We start from the raw sequence: 20,417 nt of genomic DNA, 5'->3' as shown, positions 1-20,417 counted from the left end.
ACAAGCCCCCCGCGATGCTGAGAAAATGCTTAGAATCCGCGGGTGGAGTACCGACTTCTCGGACACATGGTGGTGCGCGCCGACGGGCGCGACCTCGCCGTGGGCGGGATCAAGCAGCGGGCGGTGCTCGCGATCCTGCTGCTGAACGCCGGGTCCGGCGTCGACCTCGACACCCTCGTCGACCTGGTGTGGGACGACACGCCACCGGCCAAGCCGATCTCCTCGGTGCGCGCCTACGTCGCGAACCTGCGCCGCACCCTCGCCGACGGCGACCCGACAGGTGCGCGGGCGCTGGTGACGGACGCGACCGGCTACCGCCTCGACGTCGCCCCCGACGAACTGGACATCGCGACGTTCGAGCGCCTGACGACCGAAGGTCGACAGGCACTGACCGTCGGTGACGCCACGCGGGCCGAGGAATCGTTGCGTGTCGCGCTCGATCTGTGGCGCGGACCCGCTCTGTTCGACTTCCGCGACCACCGGTTCGCCGACGCCGCGGTCCACCGCTTCAGTGCTCTGCGAACGATGGCCGCCGAGGGCCTCTACGAGGCGGGACTGCAGCTCGGGCGCGACGCCGAGCTGATCCCAGGACTCGAGGAGCAGGTGCGCATCGACCCGTTGCACGAACGACTGTGGGGTCAGCTGATGGTCGCGCTGTACCGGTCCGGGCGGCGCGCGGAGGCGCTGGCGACCTATCAGCGCGCCCGGACGGTGCTCGACGACGAACTCGGGGTCGCGCCGGGAGCCGCACTCGAACACCTTCGGCGCGAGATCACCAGGGAGTCCGCGGAACTCGACTACGCACCACTGCGACTGGAACTCCGGACCGCGGTCGTCGACACCCCGCGCAACCATCGCATCGTCGGCCGCGACCGCGAGTTGTCGGTGCTGGCCGAACTGGTGGCGACGACGCCACGCGGACACGGCGCGATGACGGTCATCCGAGGTGACTCCGGCACCGGTAAATCGTCGATGGCCGCGGCAGTGGTCGACGACGCCCTCGAGCAGGGGTTCGTCTTCGCGTGGTCGACACAGACCGACGGTGTCCGCGAGCCACCCATGTGGACCTGGGTGCACATCGTCGACCGTCTCGTCGAGTACGCCGATCCCGACGACGTCGCACGAGCGCGTGTGTTCGCCCCTGAGATCCTCTCCACCCGTGGCCCGGCATCGGTGGGTGCGACGACGGATCCCACGGTGGGCTCCCGTTTCGAGGACGCCGAGAAGATCGCGACGGTGATCGTCACGCTGGTCGGCGCGACCCCGACCGTCCTGGTCCTCGACGACCTGCACCGCGCGGATCGGCCGACCCGTGAGGTCCTGGAGGTGTTGTCACATCGCCTTCGCGAGGTCCCGCTGCTCGTCGTGGTCACCTGGCAGGACGCCGGACCGGATCGCCCGCTGCGCCCCAGGGCCTTCGACCGCCTGCTGAGCAGATCGGACACGGTGACCATCCGACTCGGACCACTCGCCCCCGATGCCGTCGGTGAACTGGTCACCGTCGAGACGCGCGTACGGGCTCATCCCGATCTGGTCGCGGCCATCCACGAACGCACCGGCGGTAACCCGTTCCACACCCGCGAGCTGGCCCGGTTGCTGCACACCGGCGGACACCTCGACGCCGACACCCGGCGTATCGACATCGACGTCCCCCCGGACGCGGTGGCCGGGGTGGTACGTCGACGCCTGGCCGGATTGTCGCGACGCACCCGGGACGCGTTGGGCATCGGCGCGCTCCTCGGGGTCGTCGTCGAGTCGGCGTTGCTCGCCGAGGTGCTCGACCTCAGCGACTCCGAGCTCCGCGAACGCCTCGGTCCGGCGTGCCGGATCGGCATCCTCACCCCGAGTGCCCAGGCGCCGCAACGGTACTGGTTCACCCACGCGGTGATCCGGCACGTTTCCGCCGACGACCTGCCCGTCGACCGCCGCGAGTGGGGCCACGCACGCATCGCCGGCGCGTACGCCGCACGGGCCGACGTCGGCGCCTACGACCAGACCATCGCCGCCGCCGATCACGCGTGGCGGGCCGGGGAACAACTCCAACCCGAGGTCGCGGCGGGGCTCATCGATCGTGCCCTGCAGCACTCGGTGACACGCGCCGAATACCAGGACATCGCCGATCTCACCGAACACGCCCTCGACATGGCGCAGCGGTTGCCGCGCAGTGATTCCCGGCTCGAACGCGAGGCCCGACACTGGATGCAGCGGGCGTCGGTGCTCGCAGTCCTCGAAGGGCACACGTCGACCGAGGCCGCCGAAGCCCTGGCGCGGGCATTCGAGGTCGGTTCGGCCATGTCGCCGACGTCGCTGTTCACCTCCGCGGTCGCGCTGCGCTGCGCGATGCTGGTGGGTACCGCCGCTCATCGCGAGGCGGCTGCTCTCGGAGAGGGACTCATCGCCAAGTTCGACGCCGACGGCGATCCGGCGGCCGGGGCGGCGGGGTACTACGTTCGCGCCGTCGCCGAACTGATGCGCGGGGAACCCGCTGCGGCGATAGCGACCGTCGACCGGCTGCACGCCCGGGTGCCCGCGGTTCCCGCCCGCGACAACCTGCTGCTGTTCGACGTCCGCGCGTTCGGTGTCGCGGCCCTGGCCCACGCCACCCTCGGCGACGCCGCGACCGGACGGGCCATGGCGCACAACGGGATCGCGCTGGCCCGGTCCCGGTCCAACGCGTTCGCCGAGGCCATCATCTCGGTCAACGCCCTGCAGGTGAACGCGTTCTGCGGTGTCGTGGCCGGCACCGCAGCCGAGGCCGAGCAGCTGATCGAGACACTGAACCGGGCTGGCGCGAAAGACCTTCTCGGCTCGACGCAGATCATCGCCGAGTGGGCCCGCGGTATGGCCGTCGGCGGTCCGGACACGACCGTCGGTGTCAGGGACGGCATCGCGCTCCACACCTCCGGCGGCATGCGGATCTTCGCCCCGTTCTACCTCCGGCTGCTGGCCGAGGTCGAGAACGTGCACGGTCACCTCGACGACGCTCGCGCCTCGATCCACCGCGCCGAACTCATGGCCCGCACCACCGGTGAGATCGCATGGGAGAAACGGCCGTCGGTGAACCGGGGGCTCCGGTCCACCGACGGCCGCGTCGTCGACGGTCACTTCAGCGGCAACGCCGGCTGAGGCGGACCGCTCGCCCTACTGCGAGATGGTCGCCGCGTCGATCGCCTTGGCGGCCGCACCGAGGATCTCGGCCTGCGCCTGATCGCTCGTGCCGTTCAGCTGCAGGATGTACATCACGCCGTCGCCGGGGATGACCACCGTCTTCTGGGCGCTCAATGCCTCGGTGCCCTCGAGGTCGTAGGTGGCCGCGATGTCGTACGCGGGATAACCCGACAGGGTGGTCGTGCGTTGGTCGACGACTTCGGCGTCCTTGAGGTTCTTCACCTCGCCGGGTGCCAGGTCGATCAGCTTCTGCGGATCGACGTCACCCTCGAGTCGCGACAGCAGGGCGACGAAATTCGGGGTGTAGGACGCCGACGACGCGTCGGGTCCGGTGTATTCGATTGCGGCGTAGGCGTAGTCCGGGGTCTTGTCGCCTGCAGGGGTCCAGCCCTCCGGGATCGGGAGGTCGATGGTGGGTGCGGTCGTGTCGCCCATCTTGATCGGCGTCTCGGTGATGTTGTTCTGTTTGATGTAGTCGGCGATGGTCGCGTTCGCGCCGGTGGCGTCGACCGGTCGAGGGGTGATCTCGCCGGTGGACGGCGCCGCCGAGCTCGAGGTCGAGCTCGGGGCAGATGCGGACGTGGACGATTCCGACGCGGAGTCGGAGCTGCTCGAGCAGCCGGCGAGTACGAGGGTGAGCGCTGCGCCGACGACGACGGTCGCCGATCCGATCTTCGTGAGTTTCATGAACGCAAGATAAAGATCGCGAATTGGAAACCGATTGGATCCTCGCCACCGGGAGGTCCATGAATTCTTCAATCCCGCCTTGATTGACTGCGCGACATGCGTCTGACCCGAGTTCGACCCGCCGTCGTCATCATCGCGGCGATCGTCACGATCGCGACCGCGTGCTCCTCCGGACCGACCGGCGGCCAAGGCCCCCAGACGTCCTCGTCGTCGTCGAACGCCCCCTCGGTACCGATCAACGGTGACCGCTCCGACCCCGTCAACGTACTGGTGGCGCGTGCGATCGCGAACATCCAGGGCTACTGGACGACCGAGTACCCGCAGGTCTACGACGGAGCTGCGTATGAACCCGTCACCGGCGGCTTCTACGCGGTCGATCCAGGGACGGGTCCGCTGCCGCCGTGTGCCGAGTCGGCGTCGGACATCGCGGGCAACGCCTTCTACTGCGCGACGAAAGACGTCGTCGCCTGGGATGTGAAGGGATTACTGCCCGACCTACGAAGGACCTATGGCGACTTCGTGATCCCGGTGGTGCTCGCCCACGAGTGGGGCCATGCCCTGCAGGCGCGGTCGGACTTCGAGGGCATGACCGTCACGCGGGAGATACAGGCCGATTGCTTTTCCGGGGCGTGGAGCAGGCACGCCATCGATTCCGATGAGTACCAGGTCTCCAGTGTCGACCTCGACCGCGCACTCGCCGGGTTCCTGTCCCTGCGTGACGAACCCGGTACCGCCGCGGACGACCCATCGGCGCACGGGAGCGGGTTCGACCGCATCAACGCATTCCAGAACGGGTACGAGAACGGACCGACCACGTGCGCCGGCTATCGCGACGGTGCGCCCGCGGTCGTCGAGTTGCCGTTCAGCAGTGCCGCCGACGCGGCCGCCGGCGGGGACGCGCCGTACGAGGACATCATCGCCGGCGTGCCGGTGGATCTCGAGGACTACTGGTCGCAGGTCTATCCCGAGCTGACCGGGAAGCAGTGGACGCCGGTGCGACGCGTCGTCCCGTTCGGGTCACAGGCCCCGGCGTGCGGCGACACCTCGGCGGAGGGGTACCTGCTGTTCTATTGCGTGCCGGACAACTATGTCGGCTTCGAGAACGACTCGATGCAGGGCTTCTACGACGAGGGTGGTGATTTCGCCGTCGCCGCGCTGTTGGCGACGCAGTGGGGGATCGCGGCGTTGACGCAGATGGGGGACTCCTCCGACGAGGCGACGAGCTCCCAGCGTGCGGACTGTCTCGCCGGCGCCTGGACCGCGAGTGTGCTGCTGCAGAACCGGAACGCGACGAGCGGCTACTCGCTGTCGCCCGGCGACCTCGACGAGGCCATCAAGGCCCTGCTGACGTTCCGCGGACCCGGCGACGCCGACCGGCAGGGTGCGGGGTTCGTCCGGACCGAGGCCTACCGCAGCGGCGTCATCGACGGCGCGAAGCCCTGCCTACCGACGTCCTGACGTCGGCGGGTCGCGAGACGGGTGGTCCGGGGGCCGTGGGTTCCCGCGGGCGGTCGCGGTAGCGGTTACCGTCGACAGATGTTGATCACCGCCGAGCAGATCGATCGGGCTGTGGCCCTGCTGGCACCCGTCATGCGACGCACGCCGATGGTCGCCTCGCGCGCGCTATCGGACGCCTGCGGGCATGAGGTGTGGCTCAAGTGCGAGAACCTGCAACGCACCGGGTCGTTCAAACCCCGCGGAGCCTACGTGCGCATCTCGGGGCTGTCCGACGAACAGCGTGCCGGCGGGGTCGTCGCCGCGAGTGCGGGCAACCACGCGCAGGGTGTGGCGTGGTCGGCCTCGACGTTGGGTATCAGTTCCCGCGTGTACATGCCGACCGGTGCATCGCTGCCCAAGGTCACCGCCACCCGCGCCTACGGCGCCGAGGTCGTGTTGGCCGGGGAGATCATCGACGAGAGTCTGGCGCACGCACAGCAATTCGCCGACGAGACCGGTGCGACCCTCATCCATCCGTTCGACCACGAGGACATCGTCGCCGGGCAGGCGTCGGTGGGCGTGGAGATCGCCGCGCAGATGCCGGATGTGGGGACGGTCGTCGTGCCCCTCGGTGGTGGTGGTCTGCTGGCGGGACTCGCCATCGCGATCAAGATGGCGAAACCGGACGTACGGGTGATCGGTGTGCAGGCCGAACAGGCTGCGGCGTGGCCGGATTCGCTCTCCGCAGGCACGCCCACCCGGGCGACGTCGATGAGCACGATGGCCGACGGGATAGCGGTGGCGATGCCCGGCGCGGTGACGTTCACCCATGTGGCGGAGTTCGTCGATCAGGTGGTGACGGTCAGTGAGGACGCGATCAGCCGGGCGGTCCTGATGATGTTGGAGCGCGCGAAATTGCTGGTGGAGCCGGCCGGTGCCGCTGCGGTGGCGGCGATGATGAACCCGGTCGGACTGGGGTTGGTGGGACCGGTCTGTGCCGTGCTCTCGGGCGGGAACGTCGACCCACTGCTGCTGTCACATCTGACAACCCACGGACTGCAGGCCGCGGGACGTTATCTGACCGTGGCCGTGACGGTTCCCGATCGCCCGGGCGGGTTGGCGTCGTTGCTGGAACTGCTGCGGGACACCGGCGCGAGTGTGGTCGACGTCATCCATTCGCGGGTGTCGGGCGAGCTGCGACTGGGGGAGGTGCAGGTGACGGTGAGCGTGGAGACGCGTGGTCCCGACCACCAACATCTGGTGCGCACCGCGCTCGCGGAAGCGGGCTATCCGGCGGAGTGAGTAAGGCGGCGGCGAATCAGGCGACGGCGCTGTGATGCGGGACCGTGCGGCCGTGGGCGGGTCGGACCGGAAGGCGGTGTACCGACGCGATCTCGTCGGTGGCACCGGTCTTCTCGGCCTCGATGATCACGTCCGCGGGCCCCATCATCTCTTCGGCGAGGGCTCGCAGGCGGACCGCCTCGGCGGGGTCGGCCATGTCGCCGACGAAGACCGCCGCGCGTCCGGCACCGTAACCTCGGACGGCGTCGAGCAGGGCAGCCAGATCCGGTCCGAGGACCGCGACGCGGCACCCCCGGCGGAGCAGTCGCTGCGCCAGGGTGCCGGCGTCGGAGTCGGGGTTGATCGTGAGAATCACTGTGGTGGTCATGAATTCCATGACACTCGCGGTGTCTAAAGATTCTCTGTTGCCCCGGTGAAAAGAGGGCCACGAAACTCTGTCATGCGGCCACAGGATGATCGGCGGCACGGCCGATGGCGTGCAGACGCCACGGGGTCGAGCCGAACGCGCCGCCCGGGTCGGTCATCACCGTCACCGGTCCGAGCCTGCGCTCGACGCGGTTGATCATCGACCGCACCTGCCCCGGGTCGGAGAGGTCGGCGACGATCGCCATGGTGTTGTCCACGCGGCCGGTGACGAGCGGTACGAGGTCGGCGGCCGACGTACCGGCGACGGCGACGCGGTGACCGCGCCCGATCAGATCGCGGGCCAGTTCGGAGCTCGGGTGATCGACGACGGCGACGACGATGACGTCGTCGGCGTCGGGAAGGTAGGCGGTTGTCATGGTGGTGTTCCTCTCGTGGGGTGAATTGCTCACCTCACCGAACACCGACCGACTGTGGACGGTCTGCGCGCCAGCTGTGTGTTTCGCGCACAACGCAATCGGTAGCCGGTGTTCTGTGCAGAACGCCGGCTACCGATTGCGGGTGGATCAGGAGTGGTACGGCTCCGCGCTCACGAGCGTCACCTTGACGGTGGCGCCGCTGGGCACGGTGTACTCACGGGTGTCGCCGACGGAGGCGTCGATCAGCGCGCCACCGAGCGGCGAACTGGGCGAGTAGACCTCGAGCGTCTCGGCCTCGGCCCCCTGCTCACGGGTGGCGATGAGGAACGTCTCGGTGTCGGACTCGTCGTCGTCGTAGTAGACCTTGACGACCGATCCGGGGAGGGCGACGCCCGACTGCGTCGGCGTCTCGCCGACCTTGGCGTTGTTCAGCAGTTCCTGGAGCTGGCGGATGCGAGCTTCCTGCTGGCCCTGCTCATCGCGCGCGGCGTGGTATCCGCCGTTCTCCTTCAGATCGCCCTCTTCGCGACGCTCGTTGATCTCGGCGGCGATGATCGGACGGTTGGCGATGAGCGAATCGAGTTCGTCCTTGAGCCGATCGTGGGACTCCTGGGTCAGCCAGGTCACCTGTGTATCGGTCATCGGTGTCACTCCTTCTATCGTCTTCGCCCGCGAATCGGGCCGCAGTGCCCATCGCCTGCAGGCACCTGCAAAATGCAGCAACACGGCCCCTCGCGGGACCGTGTGTCGATCCATACTACCAGCTCTGCCGGGTGACGACTGTGTTCTGTCGTCTGATCGGGCCCGGCGGGCGCACCGACTCAGGCCTTCGACGGCGTGCGCCCCAACGCTTCCTGATAGCTCGGTTCCGCGCGTTTGAGGGCGGCCACCACGGCGTAGGTGACGGGCATGACGACCAACTCCACGAGTGTCTTCCAGACGAATCCGATGACGGTGTAGTTGACGAAGTCCTCCCAGGTCGAGATCCCCAGGGCGGTGGCGGCGATGGAGCAGAACACGAGGGTGTCGAAGAACTCGCCCACGACGGTCGACCCGATCAGGCGGGCCCACAGACGTTTCTCGCCGCTGCGCTTCTTCATGGCGACGAGCACGTAGGAGTTGAGGAACTCACCGACGACGTATCCGGCGAGTCCGGCGAGGAGGAACTGGGGGACCACCCCGGCGACGGTCTTGAACGACTCCTGGCCGTCGTAGAACGGTGCGGCGGGGAGTTCGATGGTGATCCAGAAGCAGATGGATGCGATGAGCAGGACCGCGAAGCCGCTGAGGATGACCCGACGCATGGCGCGGAATCCGTATACCTCGCTGATCACGTCCCCGAGTACGTAGGCGAGGGGGAACAGGTAGAAGGCGCCGTCGGTGACGAGGCCGTGGACGGCCAACGGGCCGATGTCGAAGTTCAGAGAAGGGAACAGCAGCACCCCCTTGGTGCCGGTGATGTTGCTGATGATCATCACGCCGACGAACAGCGCGACGAGCATGGGGAAGTAGTGGCTGGAGAGGGAGGCGAAGGCCGGTTCCGCCGGGCGTGCTGCCCGCTGATCACTGTCAGATCGCGAAACCGGCTGCCCAGACTTGGCAGTGGTCATGGTGGCCAAGTATGCCGTGCCGACGAACCGTGAATCCTCCCCGCGTCAGCACTGCCCCAGCGTGACGCCATAGGGCAGGGAGCCGTCCATGACGACCTCGGAGCCGTTCCACCGGAAAGTGACCGTCGCCGACCCGCTCGGGCGTGCGCTGATGTCGTCTCCCTGCAGGTATCGGTACCGGACCTGGATCGAGTCCGGCGTCGAGGCCAGGACGGTCTGGTAGCCCGCGTTGCACTTGATGCCGGTCCCCTGGAAGTAGCCGTTGTGGTAGATCAGCAGCTGCATCGGCGACGATGCGGTGGCGCCGTTGGTGTCGAGACTCACCCAGCTCAGACCCGGGCAGCGGGTACCGCCCGACTCGCCCTGCACCCAGTACGCACCCCGGGTGTTGCGGAGCGGTCCGGCGATCCGGCCGATGTCGCCGGCCACGTCGGGCGTCGCGCAGTCGGGTGTGGCCGGTGTGGCGACGGGATCCACTGTGGGGGTGGATTTCTCGGTGTCGTCGGACGGGTCCGATGTCGTCGCCGGGCTCGACGTCGGTGCCGCGGTGATCGTCGAGGTGACCGTCGGCGTCTGCGCGGCGGGTGTGTCGCTGCCGCAGGCGGCGAGCATCGCCGCCACGCCGAGCCCGAGAAGTGCTGTGGTGAACCGAATCATGGAACGCATGGGGTCTCCTGTCGAACGAAATCGGATGGTCGGCATGTCAACACTTCCCTTCGGTGAACGCATACGGCAGGACGCCGTCCATGACGACGCGAGAACCGTTCCAGCGGAATGTGACCACTGCTTCGCCCAGGGGGCTCTGCGTGTTCCGTTGCTCCGGGTTCGCGACGTCGACGTAGCTGTAGCGGACGGTGATGGCGTCGCGGGTGGTGGCGAGGACGTACTGCCCATGCCGCGCGTCGCAGGTGATCCCGGTGCCCTGAAACCGTCCCGCGTGATAGATCAACAACTGGTGCGGTCGGACCGGACCCCCGCCCACCGGGGTGTCGAGTTCGATCCAACTGAGTCCCGGGCACCACAGGCCGCCCGAGTTGTACGCGCGCCACCGTCCCTGCGGTCGAGGTGCGGGGATCGTCGCGATGTCGCGTTCGGCCGCGGCCGCCGTGCCGATCTCGGGAGCGCACGACGCGCCGTCGACAGGCGTTGTCGAACCGCTCCCGACCTGGACCGTCTCGGTCGCCGACAGCGGCGGGAGTTCGGTGGTCGACGGGGCGACCGACCTGGGTGCGGGGTCCGCTGCGACCGACACGCTCGCCTCGGACGCGCGCGGTAAAGATCCATCCGTGCCGCAGGCGGCGAGGATTGCGACGGCCATGATGACGACGGCCGAGAACAGGGAGATCGAGGTCGTCCGTCGCGGGAAACCGGGTGGATCGACCATGTTCGATGTCCTCTACGTCCGAAGCGCCAGGGGTGATGCTGGTATTTCGGAGTACCACTGAGCTTTGTTAGCGCACAGAAAGGACTGAGATCAATCCGTTATCGAACGTCGGCCGAACGGACTACACGCGACGGATCAGGAGGTCGGGGCCCGCAGATAAGCGGGCACGTTTTCGGTGCAACCGAACACCTCGCCGATCGCCGGTGGCGCAGAGGTTCGGACCTGCGACCTGACCCCGGTCTGCTGGGCGTTGCTGCCCGGGATGAGCACCTCGCGACGACCGGTCTCCGCCCCGTCGCGCGAGCGCGCGCGGATCACGCACGCAGCGGGTCGACGCGGATCGCTGCGGGTGACGGTGAACTGCACGTCGACCGTCGACTCGTCGATGACCTGGTATCCGGTGGCCTCACCCGAGACCGCGGGATCGGCGAACTTCGAGTAGCCGAGGTAGGCGATGGCCACCCCCGCGACCACGACGAGCACCGACAACCCGATGAGCCAGCGCCGACGATTACCCGCCGATCGCTCGGTGGGGTACCGGCCGGGGGGAAGCGTCAGACCGGTGCTCATGGATCAATACCTACCATGAGATGCGACGGTCGCATCCCGCCACCACACCGGGCAGGCGTCGGTGCGAGGATTGACCGGTCGAGGGAATGAGCACGCCCAGGGGCTCGTCCGATGGCACGAAGGTGAGGACGTTACAGGTGAGTGGACTTCGGCTCATGGCGGTGCACGCGCATCCCGACGACGAGTCCAGCAAAGGTGCCGGGACGATGGCCAAGTACTCCAGTGAGGGGCACGAGGTTCTCGTGGTCACCCTCACCGGTGGTGAGCGCGGCGACATCCTGAACCCGGCGATGGACCTCCCCGGCATCAAGGACCGCATGCCGGAGGTGCGCAAGGAGGAGATGGCCAAGGCCGCCGCCGCACTCGGCGTCTCGCAGGTCTGGCTGGGGTACGTCGATTCCGGCCTGCCCGAGGGTGATCCGCTGCCGCCGCTGCCCGAGGGCTGCTTCGCGCTGGTGCCGCTCGAGGAGTCGACCGAGGCCCTGGTGAAGGTCGTCCGTGAGTTCAAGCCGCACGTGATGATCACCTACGACGAGCGGGGCGGGTACCCGCATCCCGACCACATCCGGTGCCACGAGGTGTCGATGGCCGCGTACGAGGCGGCGGGCGACCCGGAACGGTTCCCGGACGCAGGCGAGCCCTGGACGGTCTCGAAGGTCTACTACACGCACGGTTTCATCCGCGACCGGATGGTGCGCTTCTCCGACGAGTTCGAGCTCCACGGACAGGAGAGCCCGTACAAGGAGTGGCTGTCGAACTGGGATCCCAGCCGCGGCGACCTGATGGGTCGTGTGACGACGCAGGTGACGTGCGGCGATTTCTTTCCCCAGCGTGACGAGGCGCTGCGCGCCCACGCGACCCAGATCGACCCGAACGGTGTCTTCTTCGCGGTGCCCATGGACTGGCAGCAGCGTCTGTGGCCGACCGAGGAGTTCGAGTTGGCGAAGACCCGGGTGACCACGGCCATCCCCGAGACCGACCTGTTCGCGGGTCTCGATGACCACGCGGCGACATCATGACCTCCGCGACCCTGGCGGTCACCGAGATCCTCGCGCGCGACGCCGACGGACCGGAATTCGGCAAGGCCTCGCCGCTGGGGCTGCTGCTGGTCCTGCTCCTGCTGGTCGGAACCGTCTTCCTCATCCGCTCGATGAACAAGCACCTGCGCAAGCTGCCCAGCTCGTTCATGCGTGGCGAGCCCGGTCCTGATCAGGCCGCCGACGAGGGCACCGACAGCGCCGGGCTGTTACCGGAACAACCTGCCGACGGCACGCCCGCCACCGATGACGCTCCGCCCCCGGGGCGCGACGAGGCCGGCCGGAACCCGACCGGCTGAGCGATCCACCACACGGCGATGCCCCCTCGATTTCTCGAGGGGGCATCGTCGTCGTGCGTGGGGGATCAGGACAGGGTGAAGGCCGGGTTCGGCTGGACCGACAGGCTGTTGATCTTGCAGTTGCCCGAGAGCGACTGATCGGTCGAGGTCAGCGTGTTGGTCAGGTTGTCGAACGATCCGGCCAGCGTGGCCGGTCCGCAGTTGGAACCGAGGATGGAGAACCCGACGTTCGAGACCTCGCCGGTGGTGGCGCTGGTGGGCGTCAGCGTCCACGGCAGACCCTTGATGACCGGCACGTTGCAGAGACGGTTGGTGCCACTCACCGCGGCGGCGGTGATGGTCGCCGAGGCGCCGTCGGCAGCGGTGGAGCCGGTCAGCGTGATCGAGCAGGACACCGGGACGTTGAACGAGGCGGGCGAGGTGACGACGATCGTTCCGGGGGCGGTGAACGCGGTGTTCGCCGGCGAGATGGTTGCGGCGCCGGCGGTGCCGGCTCCCAGCGTTGCGCCGATCACCGCGACGGTGGCCGCTGCGGTTCCGATAGCGGTCGCGAACGTGCGCGAGCGAGCTGAGGTGTTGAACGTCATCTTCGGTGTCCTCCATGTGCGAGAAGAGCTCTGACGGCGACCGGTTGTCCGACCGCCGACTCGGACGTTAGGGCAACGAAGTAGGGCATTATTCCGAATTCAAACTTCTTTATGACAAATAACGAATAGGGCCCCCCAGAAATCGGATGTGGCACGGGCGTCCGATCGGGTGCTACTTTCGACAGCATGATCTCCGTGACGCGCGCGTATCGCTGGCGTCGTTTTATCGAGGCTCCGGGTGGAGCCGACGATGGAGCGCGCCGCTGACGCACGCGTGAGATCACACCCCCCGGAGCCCCGAGCAGCGACCACACGGTCGCTGCTCTCCTGTTTTTCAGGGCACCGGACGACTCTCGCGCGTGTGCCCTTCCTCGAGAAAGGCACACCATGACCAGCGGACTCACCACCGCGCCCGACACCGGGACCTCCGACCGACGAATCCGGTCCTTCCGCACCCTCGGATCGCCGGACACCCTGCGCAGCGAGTTGCCCCTCTCTGCGGGGCAGGCGCACGCCGTGCGACGCGACCGCGCCGAGATCGCCGACATCCTCGCCGGCCGCGACGACCGCCTCCTGGTCGTGGTGGGTCCGTGCTCGGTCCACGACCCCGTCGCCGCCCTCGACTACGCGCGCCGCCTCGCGCGCGTCGCCGAGCAGCACGTCGATCAGCTCAAGATCGTCATGCGCGTCTACTTCGAGAAGCCACGGACCACGGTCGGGTGGAAGGGGCTCATCAACGACCCGGGGATGGACGGTAGCTTCGACATCGAGCGCGGATTGCGCACCGCCCGTGCACTTCTGCTCGACGTCATCGATCTCGGGTTGCCGGTCGGGTGCGAGTTCCTCGAACCGACCAGTCCGCAGTACATCGCCGACACGGTCTCGTGGGGGGCCATCGGCGCCCGGACCACGGAGTCGCAGGTGCACCGACAGCTGGCCTCCGGGTTGTCGATGCCGATCGGTTTCAAGAACGGGACCGACGGCGACGTCCAGGCGGCGATCGACGGGGTGCGTGCGGCCGCGGCCGAACACGTCTTCTTCGGTGTCGACGACGCAGGGTCGGCCGCGGTGGTCGCGACGATGGGCAACGGCGACTGCCATGTCATCCTGCGCGGTGGTCGGGCCGGGACGAACTACGACGCCGAATCGGTCGCCGACGCGGCGGGTCGGCTCGCCGCGGACGGGTTGCCCGCCCGGCTGATGGTCGACTGCTCACACGCCAATTCACACAAGGATCATCGGCGGCAGGCCGTCGTGGCCCGGGAGGTGGCCGAGCTGATCGGAGGCGGGCAGGCGGCGATCTCGGGGGTGATGCTGGAGAGCTTCCTCGTCGCCGGGGCCCAGTCACTCGACGGCGGGGCCCCGCTGGTCTACGGGCAGTCGGTCACCGACAAGTGCATGGACTTCGCCGCGACGGTCGAGGTGATCGACGCGTTGGCGAGCGCGGTCGCGACGAGGTCGGCCAGCGCGGTGACGTCGGCCTGAAACCGGTGCTCGGGTGGCGTCGAGAACCCGACGACGATGCCCCCGGACGGCAGCGGTGCGGCGTCGGGATGCCGGAACCCGTCGAGGCCGGCAACGACAAATCCCTGGGCGGCGGCCGCGCGCAGAACCTCCGGCTCGGCGACAGCGGGGACTGAGAGCACCGCGTGCAACCCGGCTGATATCCCGGTCACCTCGATGCCCCGGGCGCGCATGATCTCGGAGAGCACGTCGCGGCGTGCCCGATAGTGGGAACGGCTGCGCCGCACGTGCCGGTCGTAGGCGCCTGACTCGATCAGGTCGGCGAGGACCATCTGGTCGAGGATGCTCGCGGTCGATTCGCGAGGTCCTTTGGCGCGCAGCACGTCGGCGAGCAGGCGGTCGGGAACGACCATCCATCCGATGCGCACTGCGGGGGAGAGTGACTTGCTGGCCGACCCGAGGTAGACGACGTCGTCGGGTGCGAGCCCCTGCACCGCGCCGACCGGATCGCGGTCGTAACGCAGTTCGCCGTCGTAGTCGTCCTCGACGATGACACCGCCGTGGTCGCGCGCCCAGTCCACCAGCTTCGCGCGCCGTCGAGGGTCGAGAGCATGACCGGTGGGGAACTGATGGCTCGGGGTGACGACGACCTCGGTCATCGACGACGCCGCGAGTCGATCGACGTCGAGACCGTCGGCGTCGATCGGAATCGGCTCGACCCGGGTGTCGAAGCGCTCGATGACCTCGCGATGAAAGGGGAGTCCGTGGCTCTCCACCGCGATGGTGTCGCCGAACACGCAGCGCGAGAGCAGTTCCAACGATTGCGATACCGCCGTGGTCAGGACGATGTGGTGTTCGTCGGTCCGCACGCCGCGGACCCGCGCCAGGTAACCGGCGAGCGCACGTCGTGTCGCGAGATGCCCCTGGGGATCGCCGACGCCGAAGGTGGCGTGCGGCGCGTCGGTGAGCACACGACGCGTGCTGCGGATCCAGTCCGACCTCGGGAACAGCGCCGATTGCGGCTGGCCGAGACAGAAGTCGTGCGCCGGCTCCGGAGGTGGTTCCGGACGTACCCGCGGCGTCGACACCTGGCGAGCGACGTCCGCGACGCGGGTGGCCGAGCCGACGCGCGCGACGAGCCACCCTTCGGCGATCAGCTCCTGGTACACGCCCGCGACGGTGCCACGGGCCATGTGCAGATCGGCGGCCAGCGAGCGATAGGGCGGAAGTGCCCTGCCCGGTGTGAGACGGCCGTCGGTGATCGCCGAGCGCAGAGCGGTCGCCAGCGCGGCCCGCCGCCCGCGTGCGCCCGGAGTTGACTCGACGTCGAGCAGGAGGTCCACGCCCAGTCGACCCGCCAGATCGGCCCATGAATTCGTCATCGAATTGGACTCTACTGCGGGTCAATCGAGTTCTAGCGTTGTTGCCATGACCACCGACACGCACCGCTCATCCACCCAGCGCCTCACCGTCCCGTCGACCAACCCGAAGGTCTACAAGGCACTCGTCGCGCTTCAGATGGCCGCCGCGGCCGACTTCGACGCCGAACTCGCCGAGCTCATCAAGATCCGCGCATCGCAGATCAACGGGTGTGCCTACTGCCTGCACATGCACGTCTCCGACGCCACCGCGATGGGCATCTCCGACCTGAAACTGCACATGGTCGCCGTGTGGCGAGAGGCCCGGAACTTCTTCTCCGACCGGGAGCAGGCCGTGCTCGAGTTCACCGAGGCCGTCACCCGTCTCGGCGAACACGGCGTCGATGACGACGTCTACGCCCGGGCGGCAGAGCACTTCGACGAGTTCGGCATGGGGCAGTTGTTGGCCACCGTGATCATGATCAACGCGTGGAATCGGGTGGCCGTCACCAGTCGCTATCCGGCGGGCGCAGACGAGCGACGGTCCTGACCCGGGCTCAACTGGCGGTGAAGACCACCAGCCACACCGCCACGTAGTGCACCAACGCGGCGATCACGGTCGCACTGTGGAAGAACTCGTGGTGTCCGAAGGTCGACGGCCACGGGTTGGGCCAGCGCGTCGCGTACAGGACGGCACCCACGGTGTAGAACAGGCCGCCGACGGCGAGCAGCACCATCACCGCGACGCCGGCACGCGCGGTCAGTTCCGGTGCGACGAACACGATCGTCCACCCCAGGATCATGTACAGCGGGACGCCGAGCCAGCGTGGCGCGCCCGGCCAGATCATCTTCAGGGTGACCCCGGCGAGCGCTCCGCTCCAGACCACCGCGAGGACGACCCACTTCTCCGGAGCCGGCAGGGCCAACACGCAGAACGGGGTGTAGCTGCCCGCGATGAAGATGAAGATCATCGAGTGGTCGGCGCGCTTCATCCAGGTGCGCGCGGCCACCGTCGACCAGTGCACGCGATGGTAGGTCGCACTCACCCCGAACACGCCGCAGACGGTCAACGCATAGATGCCGCAGGCCAACGCCGCGACGGGCCCGGTCAGTGCCCACGCGACGGCGACCAGGGTGACGCCGGTGACGATGGCGACGAAGCCGGAGTACAGGTGGATCCACCCGCGCATCCGGGGGCGGAGATCGGCGAGCACCGAGAGCTCTGCGAGATCCTGTTTGCTCGTCTCGATGACGATCGCACTCACCTCCGAGAGGGGCCGGACTTCTTCGGACAGAACCTACGCTACCGTAGGTTCTGCCCATGGGTCCTGAACCAGCGGTGAATTCACGAGTATCCTCTCGTTGCGTGGCCGAAGTCCGAGAACGCGCCGATCCTGGGGAGCCCATCCGGTGAAATTGATCCCCGGACAGTTCCGCATCCCGCTCTACCGGGTCTACGAGACACGGTTGGTCCAACTGATGGACCCCGAGCGAATGCCCCGACACATCGCGATCATCTGTGACGGGAATCGACGCTGGGCGCGCGAGGCCGGATTCGAGGACGTGAGCCACGGACACCGCGTCGGAGCGCAGAAGATCGCCGAGATGCTGCGCTGGTGCACCGAGCTGTCGATCGAGACGGTGACGATCTACCTGTTGTCCACGGAGAACCTGCAGCGCGCGTCCGACGAGCTCGATGCGTTGATGCAGATCGTCCCCGACATCGTCGACGAGATCGCCGCGCCCGGTCAGGACTGGAAGGTCCACATCGTCGGCACCCTCGACCAGTTGCCCGAGCCCGTGGCGCGCCGACTGGAGACCGCGCAGGAACGTACCGTCGACAACACCGGGATGCACGTGAACGTCGCGGTCGGCTACGGCGGTCGTCAGGAGATCGTCGACGCGGTGCGGTCGCTGTTGGTCGACCGGCTGCGGTCCGGCGGCGACGCCGACGATCTCGTGGAGGCGGTGTCGGTGGACGCGATCGACGCGCACCTCTACACCAAGGGGCAGGCCGACCCGGATCTGGTCATCAGAACCTCGGGCGAACAACGACTCTCGGGCTTCCTGCTGTGGCAGAGCGCCTACTCCGAGATCTGGTTCACCGACGCCTACTGGCCCGAGTTCCGACGGGTCGATTTCCTGCGCGCACTGCGCGACTACGGGGCACGCAGCCGCCGGTTCGGCCGCTAGGGTCGCCCCGGTCAGATCTTCCGCAGCCGCACGCGGTTGATCGCGTGGTCGGCGTCCTTGCGCAGCACCAACGTGGCGCGCGGCCTGGTCGGCAGGATGTTCTGCACGAGGTTGGGCAGATTGATCCCGTGCCAGATGTCCCGGGCCGCCGCGGTCGCGTCGTGATCGCCCAACGACGAATAGCTGTGGAAGTGCGACTCGGGATCGGCGAACGCAGTGGACCGCATCGCGAGGAATCGGTGCACGTACCAGTCCTCGATGTCCTCGATGCGGGCGTCGACATAGACGGAGAAGTCGAACAGATCCGACACCATCAGTCGTGGCCCGGTCTGGAGCACGTTGAGACCCTCGAGGATGAGGATGTCCGGTTGTTCCACATGGTGTTCCACGCCGCGGACGATGTCGTAGCTCAGATGCGAGTAGACCGGCGCCGAGACGTCGATGGCGCCGGCCTTGACCTCGGTCACGAAGCGCAGCAACGCCCGTCGGTTGTAGGACTCGGGAAAACCCTTGCGGTGCATGATCCCTCGCCGTTCGAGCTCGGCGGTGGGGTAGAGGAAGCCGTCGGTGGTCACCAGGTCGACCTTGGGGTGGGCGTCCCACCGGGCGAGCAGCGCCTGCAAGACGCGTGCGGTCGTCGACTTGCCGACCGCCACGCTGCCCGCGACGCCGATGACGAAGGGCACCTGACGTTCGGGCTGGCGCTCGCCGAGGAAGGTCGAGGTGGCGGCGAACAGACGTTGCCGGGCCGCGACCTGCAGGTGGATCAGCCGCGACAACGGCAGGTAGACGTCGGCGACCTCGGACAGGTCGATCTGCTCGCCCAGCCCGCGCAGGCCGCGAAGCTCTTCCTCGTTCATCACCAGCGGGACCGACTGACGCAGCTTTCGCCACTGCGCGCGATCGAGCTCGATATACGGGCTCGGTTCGGCTACCCGGGACATATGGGCCTCTCGGCCGGACATGCGGGTCGTTCGGCAGGCTCCGGCGACATGGCACATAGTCTCGCCAATCGGCGCGGGATCCGAAACTCGGGGGTCGTTTGGGTAGCGTCGACGGGGTGGATTCCGAGTCGTTGATCACCGATTACCTGCGCGCCGGTCTGGCGTTCGACCGGCTCGAGGAGGGGTTTGTCGACGCGTTCACCGGTGACCCCCGCCTGCGCGCCGAATCCGTGAACGATCCGGCCCCCGATCCGGCGGAACTGGCGCGACGGATCCGGGGCCTGCGCGGTGACGTCGCCGGATCCGACCTGCCGCAGCAGCGTCGTGATTTCGTCGCCGCGCATCTGAGCGCCATGGAGTGCTCGGCACGGCGGTTCGCGGGCGAGGAGATCGGATTCGTCGACGAGGTACGGCAGTACTTCGACGTCGACATCGAACTCGGCGATCCGGAGGACTACCGGCGTGCGCACGCGGCGTTGTCCGATGTGCTCGGCGGATCCGGAGACCTCGCCGCCCGGTACGCCGCACACCGCACCGCCGACGAGATCCCCGGCGACCGGGTCGCCGACTGCGTTGCCGCGTTCTCGTCCGCGCTGCGCGAACGCGTCCGGGCGACCCACCCGCTGCCCGACACCGAGATCGTCGAATTCGAGGTGGTCACCGACAAACCGTGGTCGGGGTTCAACTACTACCTCGGTGACTTCCGATCGCGGGTCGCCATCAACGTCGACCTCACCCAGCACATGGCGTCGCTGCCGCACCTGATCGCGCACGAGGCCTACCCAGGTCACCACACCGAACACTGCCGCAAAGAGGAGATCCTGGTGGCGGGCGGTCAACGGGAGCAGAGCATCTTCCTGGTCAACACCCCGCAGTGCCTGATGGCGGAGGGGTTGGCCGACCACGCGCTGGAATCGGCCATCGGCCCCGACTGGGGGCTCTGGGCCCAGGAGATCTACGCCGACCTCGGTCTGCGTTTCGACGGCGACCGCGCTCAGCGGATCTCTCGTGCCACCGGCGGACTCCTCGGCGTCCGTCAGGACGCTGCACTGCTCCTGCACGATCGCGGCGCCGATCACGACACCGTCGCCGAGTACCTCCAGACGTGGCTGCTGGCCTCCCAGCCCCGGGCCCGCCAGATGCTCCGATTCCTCTCGTCGCCGTTGTGGCGCGCCTACATCACCACCTACGTGGAGGGCTATCGGCTCCTGGGTACATGGCTCGACGCCGGCGCGGACGGGTCGTCCGCGTCGAGCCGATCCACCCGGTTCGGGCGGCTGCTCGACGAGCCGCTGACCCCGGCGGCGCTGCGGACGGAATTGGCGCAATAGACTGGTCCACATGACCGCGCAGGATCTCAACACCGCGTCCCTGGCCGAGCTCGATCCCGACGTCGCCGCCGCGATGAACGGTGAGCTGAGCCGACAGCGCGACACCCTCGAGATGATCGCCTCGGAGAACTTCGTCCCCCGGGCGGTTCTGCAGGCGCAGGGCAGCGTGCTGACCAACAAGTACGCAGAGGGTTATCCGGGCCGGCGCTACTACGGGGGCTGCGAGTACGTCGACGTCGTGGAGAACATCGCCCGCGAACGCGC

Annotated in this window: 21 protein-coding genes and 1 pseudogene; 10 read left to right on the top strand and 12 right to left on the bottom strand. The window is 68.1% G+C overall.

Features of this window, described 5'->3' with window-relative positions; all coding sequences use genetic code 11:
- Positions 1-42 precede the first annotated feature (42 nt).
- Positions 43-3,126: a BREX system ATP-binding domain-containing protein gene (locus JHC79_RS12820; RefSeq protein ID WP_296391323.1), complete on the top strand. Its 3,084-nt coding sequence runs from the start codon at positions 43-45 to the stop codon at positions 3,124-3,126.
- A gap of 15 nt (positions 3,127-3,141) precedes the next feature.
- Here JHC79_RS12820 and JHC79_RS12815 read toward each other — a convergent pair whose 3' ends face one another.
- Positions 3,142-3,855: an LpqN/LpqT family lipoprotein gene (locus tag JHC79_RS12815; protein ID WP_296391321.1), complete on the bottom strand. Its 714-nt coding sequence runs from the start codon at positions 3,853-3,855 to the stop codon at positions 3,142-3,144.
- A gap of 96 nt (positions 3,856-3,951) precedes the next feature.
- On the opposite strand from JHC79_RS12815, the gene JHC79_RS12810 reads away from it, so the two are divergent.
- Both JHC79_RS12810 and ilvA read left to right on the top strand, forming a co-directional pair.
- A complete protein-coding gene (locus tag JHC79_RS12810; RefSeq protein ID WP_296391319.1) occupies positions 3,952-5,313 on the top strand; it encodes a neutral zinc metallopeptidase in 1,362 nt (453 codons plus the stop codon).
- 78 nt (positions 5,314-5,391) lie between these two features.
- On the top strand, positions 5,392-6,594 hold the full coding sequence (gene ilvA, locus JHC79_RS12805; RefSeq protein WP_296391316.1) for a threonine ammonia-lyase: 1,203 nt from the start codon (positions 5,392-5,394) through the stop codon (positions 6,592-6,594).
- Positions 6,595-6,610: 16 nt separating this feature from the next.
- Here the strand turns inward: ilvA and JHC79_RS12800 are convergent, their stop codons facing one another.
- The 7 genes from JHC79_RS12800 to JHC79_RS12770 all read right to left on the bottom strand — a co-directional run bounded on the left by JHC79_RS12800 (position 6,611) and on the right by JHC79_RS12770 (position 10,940).
- Positions 6,611-6,961: a hypothetical protein gene (locus JHC79_RS12800; protein ID WP_296391314.1), complete on the bottom strand. Its 351-nt coding sequence runs from the start codon at positions 6,959-6,961 to the stop codon at positions 6,611-6,613.
- A 70-nt stretch (positions 6,962-7,031) separates the two neighbouring features.
- Positions 7,032-7,376, bottom strand: coding sequence for a hypothetical protein (locus tag JHC79_RS12795; protein WP_296391312.1), 345 nt, complete (start codon positions 7,374-7,376; stop codon positions 7,032-7,034).
- Between the two features lie 147 nt (positions 7,377-7,523).
- The gene (gene greA, locus JHC79_RS12790; protein ID WP_296391310.1) at positions 7,524-8,018 is read right to left on the bottom strand and encodes a transcription elongation factor GreA; all 495 of its coding nucleotides are present in this window, start codon (positions 8,016-8,018) and stop codon (positions 7,524-7,526) included.
- Positions 8,019-8,197: 179 nt separating this feature from the next.
- Positions 8,198-8,986 (bottom strand): queuosine precursor transporter, encoded by a 789-nt coding sequence (locus tag JHC79_RS12785; RefSeq protein ID WP_296391308.1) that lies wholly within the window; start codon positions 8,984-8,986, stop codon positions 8,198-8,200.
- A 45-nt stretch (positions 8,987-9,031) separates the two neighbouring features.
- Positions 9,032-9,652 carry an LppP/LprE family lipoprotein gene (locus tag JHC79_RS12780; protein ID WP_296391306.1) on the bottom strand — a complete coding sequence of 207 codons (621 nt, stop codon included), beginning with the start codon at positions 9,650-9,652 and terminating at the stop codon, positions 9,032-9,034.
- 37 nt (positions 9,653-9,689) lie between these two features.
- Positions 9,690-10,370 carry an LppP/LprE family lipoprotein gene (locus JHC79_RS12775; protein ID WP_296391304.1) on the bottom strand — a complete coding sequence of 227 codons (681 nt, stop codon included), beginning with the start codon at positions 10,368-10,370 and terminating at the stop codon, positions 9,690-9,692.
- Positions 10,371-10,505: 135 nt separating this feature from the next.
- A complete protein-coding gene (locus JHC79_RS12770) occupies positions 10,506-10,940 on the bottom strand; it encodes a DUF4307 domain-containing protein (RefSeq protein WP_296391302.1) in 435 nt (144 codons plus the stop codon).
- 155 nt (positions 10,941-11,095) lie between these two features.
- Here JHC79_RS12770 and mca point away from each other — a divergent pair, with 155 nt between their 5' ends.
- Together mca and JHC79_RS12760 are read left to right on the top strand one after the other, a co-directional pair.
- Complete coding sequence (gene mca, locus JHC79_RS12765; protein ID WP_296391347.1) at positions 11,096-11,959, top strand: mycothiol conjugate amidase Mca; 864 nt, start codon at positions 11,096-11,098, stop codon at positions 11,957-11,959.
- Complete coding sequence (locus JHC79_RS12760) at positions 11,956-12,276, top strand: hypothetical protein (protein ID WP_296391300.1); 321 nt, start codon at positions 11,956-11,958, stop codon at positions 12,274-12,276. Before mca ends, JHC79_RS12760 begins: the two co-directional genes overlap by 4 nt.
- A gap of 65 nt (positions 12,277-12,341) precedes the next feature.
- Here the strand turns inward: JHC79_RS12760 and praA are convergent, their stop codons facing one another.
- Entirely contained in the window at positions 12,342-12,863 is a 522-nt protein-coding gene (praA, locus tag JHC79_RS12755) for an alkane oxidation protein activator PraA (RefSeq protein WP_296391298.1), read from the bottom strand.
- Between the two features lie 387 nt (positions 12,864-13,250).
- Between praA and JHC79_RS12750 the strand changes: the two genes are divergently transcribed.
- Positions 13,251-14,348: a 3-deoxy-7-phosphoheptulonate synthase gene (locus tag JHC79_RS12750; protein WP_296391296.1), complete on the top strand. Its 1,098-nt coding sequence runs from the start codon at positions 13,251-13,253 to the stop codon at positions 14,346-14,348.
- Here JHC79_RS12750 and JHC79_RS12745 read toward each other — a convergent pair.
- Complete coding sequence (locus JHC79_RS12745; RefSeq protein ID WP_296391294.1) at positions 14,234-15,709, bottom strand: PLP-dependent aminotransferase family protein; 1,476 nt, start codon at positions 15,707-15,709, stop codon at positions 14,234-14,236. The two genes, JHC79_RS12750 and JHC79_RS12745, sit on opposite strands and share 115 nt — an antisense overlap.
- 46 nt (positions 15,710-15,755) lie before the next feature.
- Here JHC79_RS12745 and JHC79_RS12740 point away from each other — a divergent pair, with 46 nt between their 5' ends.
- Positions 15,756-16,235 (top strand): carboxymuconolactone decarboxylase family protein, encoded by a 480-nt coding sequence (locus JHC79_RS12740; RefSeq protein ID WP_296391292.1) that lies wholly within the window; start codon positions 15,756-15,758, stop codon positions 16,233-16,235.
- A gap of 7 nt (positions 16,236-16,242) precedes the next feature.
- On the opposite strand, the gene JHC79_RS12735 is transcribed toward JHC79_RS12740, so the two are convergent.
- Positions 16,243-16,875, bottom strand: coding sequence for a hemolysin III family protein (locus tag JHC79_RS12735; protein ID WP_296391345.1), 633 nt, complete (start codon positions 16,873-16,875; stop codon positions 16,243-16,245).
- A 220-nt stretch (positions 16,876-17,095) separates the two neighbouring features.
- Between JHC79_RS12735 and JHC79_RS12730 the strand changes: the two genes are divergently transcribed.
- Positions 17,096-17,878, top strand: a complete 783-nt coding sequence (locus tag JHC79_RS12730; RefSeq protein WP_296391290.1) for an isoprenyl transferase — start codon at positions 17,096-17,098, stop codon at positions 17,876-17,878.
- An 11-nt stretch (positions 17,879-17,889) separates the two neighbouring features.
- Here JHC79_RS12730 and coaA read toward each other — a convergent pair whose 3' ends face one another.
- Positions 17,890-18,822, bottom strand: coding sequence for a type I pantothenate kinase (coaA, locus tag JHC79_RS12725; RefSeq protein ID WP_296391288.1), 933 nt, complete (start codon positions 18,820-18,822; stop codon positions 17,890-17,892).
- Positions 18,823-18,938: 116 nt separating this feature from the next.
- Here coaA and JHC79_RS12720 point away from each other — a divergent pair, with 116 nt between their 5' ends.
- Both JHC79_RS12720 and JHC79_RS12715 read left to right on the top strand, forming a co-directional pair.
- On the top strand, positions 18,939-20,153 hold the full coding sequence (locus JHC79_RS12720) for a DUF885 domain-containing protein (protein ID WP_296391286.1): 1,215 nt from the start codon (positions 18,939-18,941) through the stop codon (positions 20,151-20,153).
- Positions 20,154-20,163: 10 nt separating this feature from the next.
- Positions 20,164-20,417, top strand: a pseudogene (locus JHC79_RS12715) (serine hydroxymethyltransferase); the annotation flags it as partial.

It is taken from the genome of Williamsia sp., assembly GCF_016462415.1.
Taxonomy (GTDB): Bacteria; Actinomycetota; Actinomycetes; order Mycobacteriales; family Mycobacteriaceae; genus Williamsia_A.
Note: the sequence above shows the minus strand (reverse complement) of the source record. Positions and strands in the feature narration are given on the sequence as shown.

Excerpts from the sequence above, each read along its gene's own strand:
- JHC79_RS12760 (WP_296391300.1), top strand. The coding sequence starts at position 11,956 with ATGACCTCCGCGACCCTGGCGGTCACCGAGATCCTCGCGCGCGACGCC.
- JHC79_RS12780 (WP_296391306.1), bottom strand. The coding sequence starts at position 9,652 with ATGCGTTCCATGATTCGGTTCACCACAGCACTTCTCGGGCTCGGCGTG.
- greA (WP_296391310.1), bottom strand. The coding sequence starts at position 8,018 with ATGACCGATACACAGGTGACCTGGCTGACCCAGGAGTCCCACGATCGG.
- ilvA (WP_296391316.1), top strand. The coding sequence starts at position 5,392 with ATGTTGATCACCGCCGAGCAGATCGATCGGGCTGTGGCCCTGCTGGCA.
- JHC79_RS12810 (WP_296391319.1), top strand. The coding sequence starts at position 3,952 with ATGCGTCTGACCCGAGTTCGACCCGCCGTCGTCATCATCGCGGCGATC.
- JHC79_RS12745 (WP_296391294.1), bottom strand. The coding sequence starts at position 15,709 with ATGACGAATTCATGGGCCGATCTGGCGGGTCGACTGGGCGTGGACCTC.
- JHC79_RS12815 (WP_296391321.1), bottom strand. The coding sequence starts at position 3,855 with ATGAAACTCACGAAGATCGGATCGGCGACCGTCGTCGTCGGCGCAGCG.
- praA (WP_296391298.1), bottom strand. The coding sequence starts at position 12,863 with ATGACGTTCAACACCTCAGCTCGCTCGCGCACGTTCGCGACCGCTATC.
- JHC79_RS12795 (WP_296391312.1), bottom strand. The coding sequence starts at position 7,376 with ATGACAACCGCCTACCTTCCCGACGCCGACGACGTCATCGTCGTCGCC.
- coaA (WP_296391288.1), bottom strand. The coding sequence starts at position 18,822 with ATGTCCCGGGTAGCCGAACCGAGCCCGTATATCGAGCTCGATCGCGCG.
- JHC79_RS12770 (WP_296391302.1), bottom strand. The coding sequence starts at position 10,940 with ATGAGCACCGGTCTGACGCTTCCCCCCGGCCGGTACCCCACCGAGCGA.
- mca (WP_296391347.1), top strand. The coding sequence starts at position 11,096 with ATGGCGGTGCACGCGCATCCCGACGACGAGTCCAGCAAAGGTGCCGGG.
- JHC79_RS12800 (WP_296391314.1), bottom strand. The coding sequence starts at position 6,961 with ATGACCACCACAGTGATTCTCACGATCAACCCCGACTCCGACGCCGGC.
- JHC79_RS12735 (WP_296391345.1), bottom strand. The coding sequence starts at position 16,875 with ATGCGCGGGTGGATCCACCTGTACTCCGGCTTCGTCGCCATCGTCACC.
- JHC79_RS12750 (WP_296391296.1), top strand. The coding sequence starts at position 13,251 with ATGACCAGCGGACTCACCACCGCGCCCGACACCGGGACCTCCGACCGA.
- JHC79_RS12740 (WP_296391292.1), top strand. The coding sequence starts at position 15,756 with ATGACCACCGACACGCACCGCTCATCCACCCAGCGCCTCACCGTCCCG.
- JHC79_RS12785 (WP_296391308.1), bottom strand. The coding sequence starts at position 8,986 with ATGACCACTGCCAAGTCTGGGCAGCCGGTTTCGCGATCTGACAGTGAT.
- JHC79_RS12775 (WP_296391304.1), bottom strand. The coding sequence starts at position 10,370 with ATGGTCGATCCACCCGGTTTCCCGCGACGGACGACCTCGATCTCCCTG.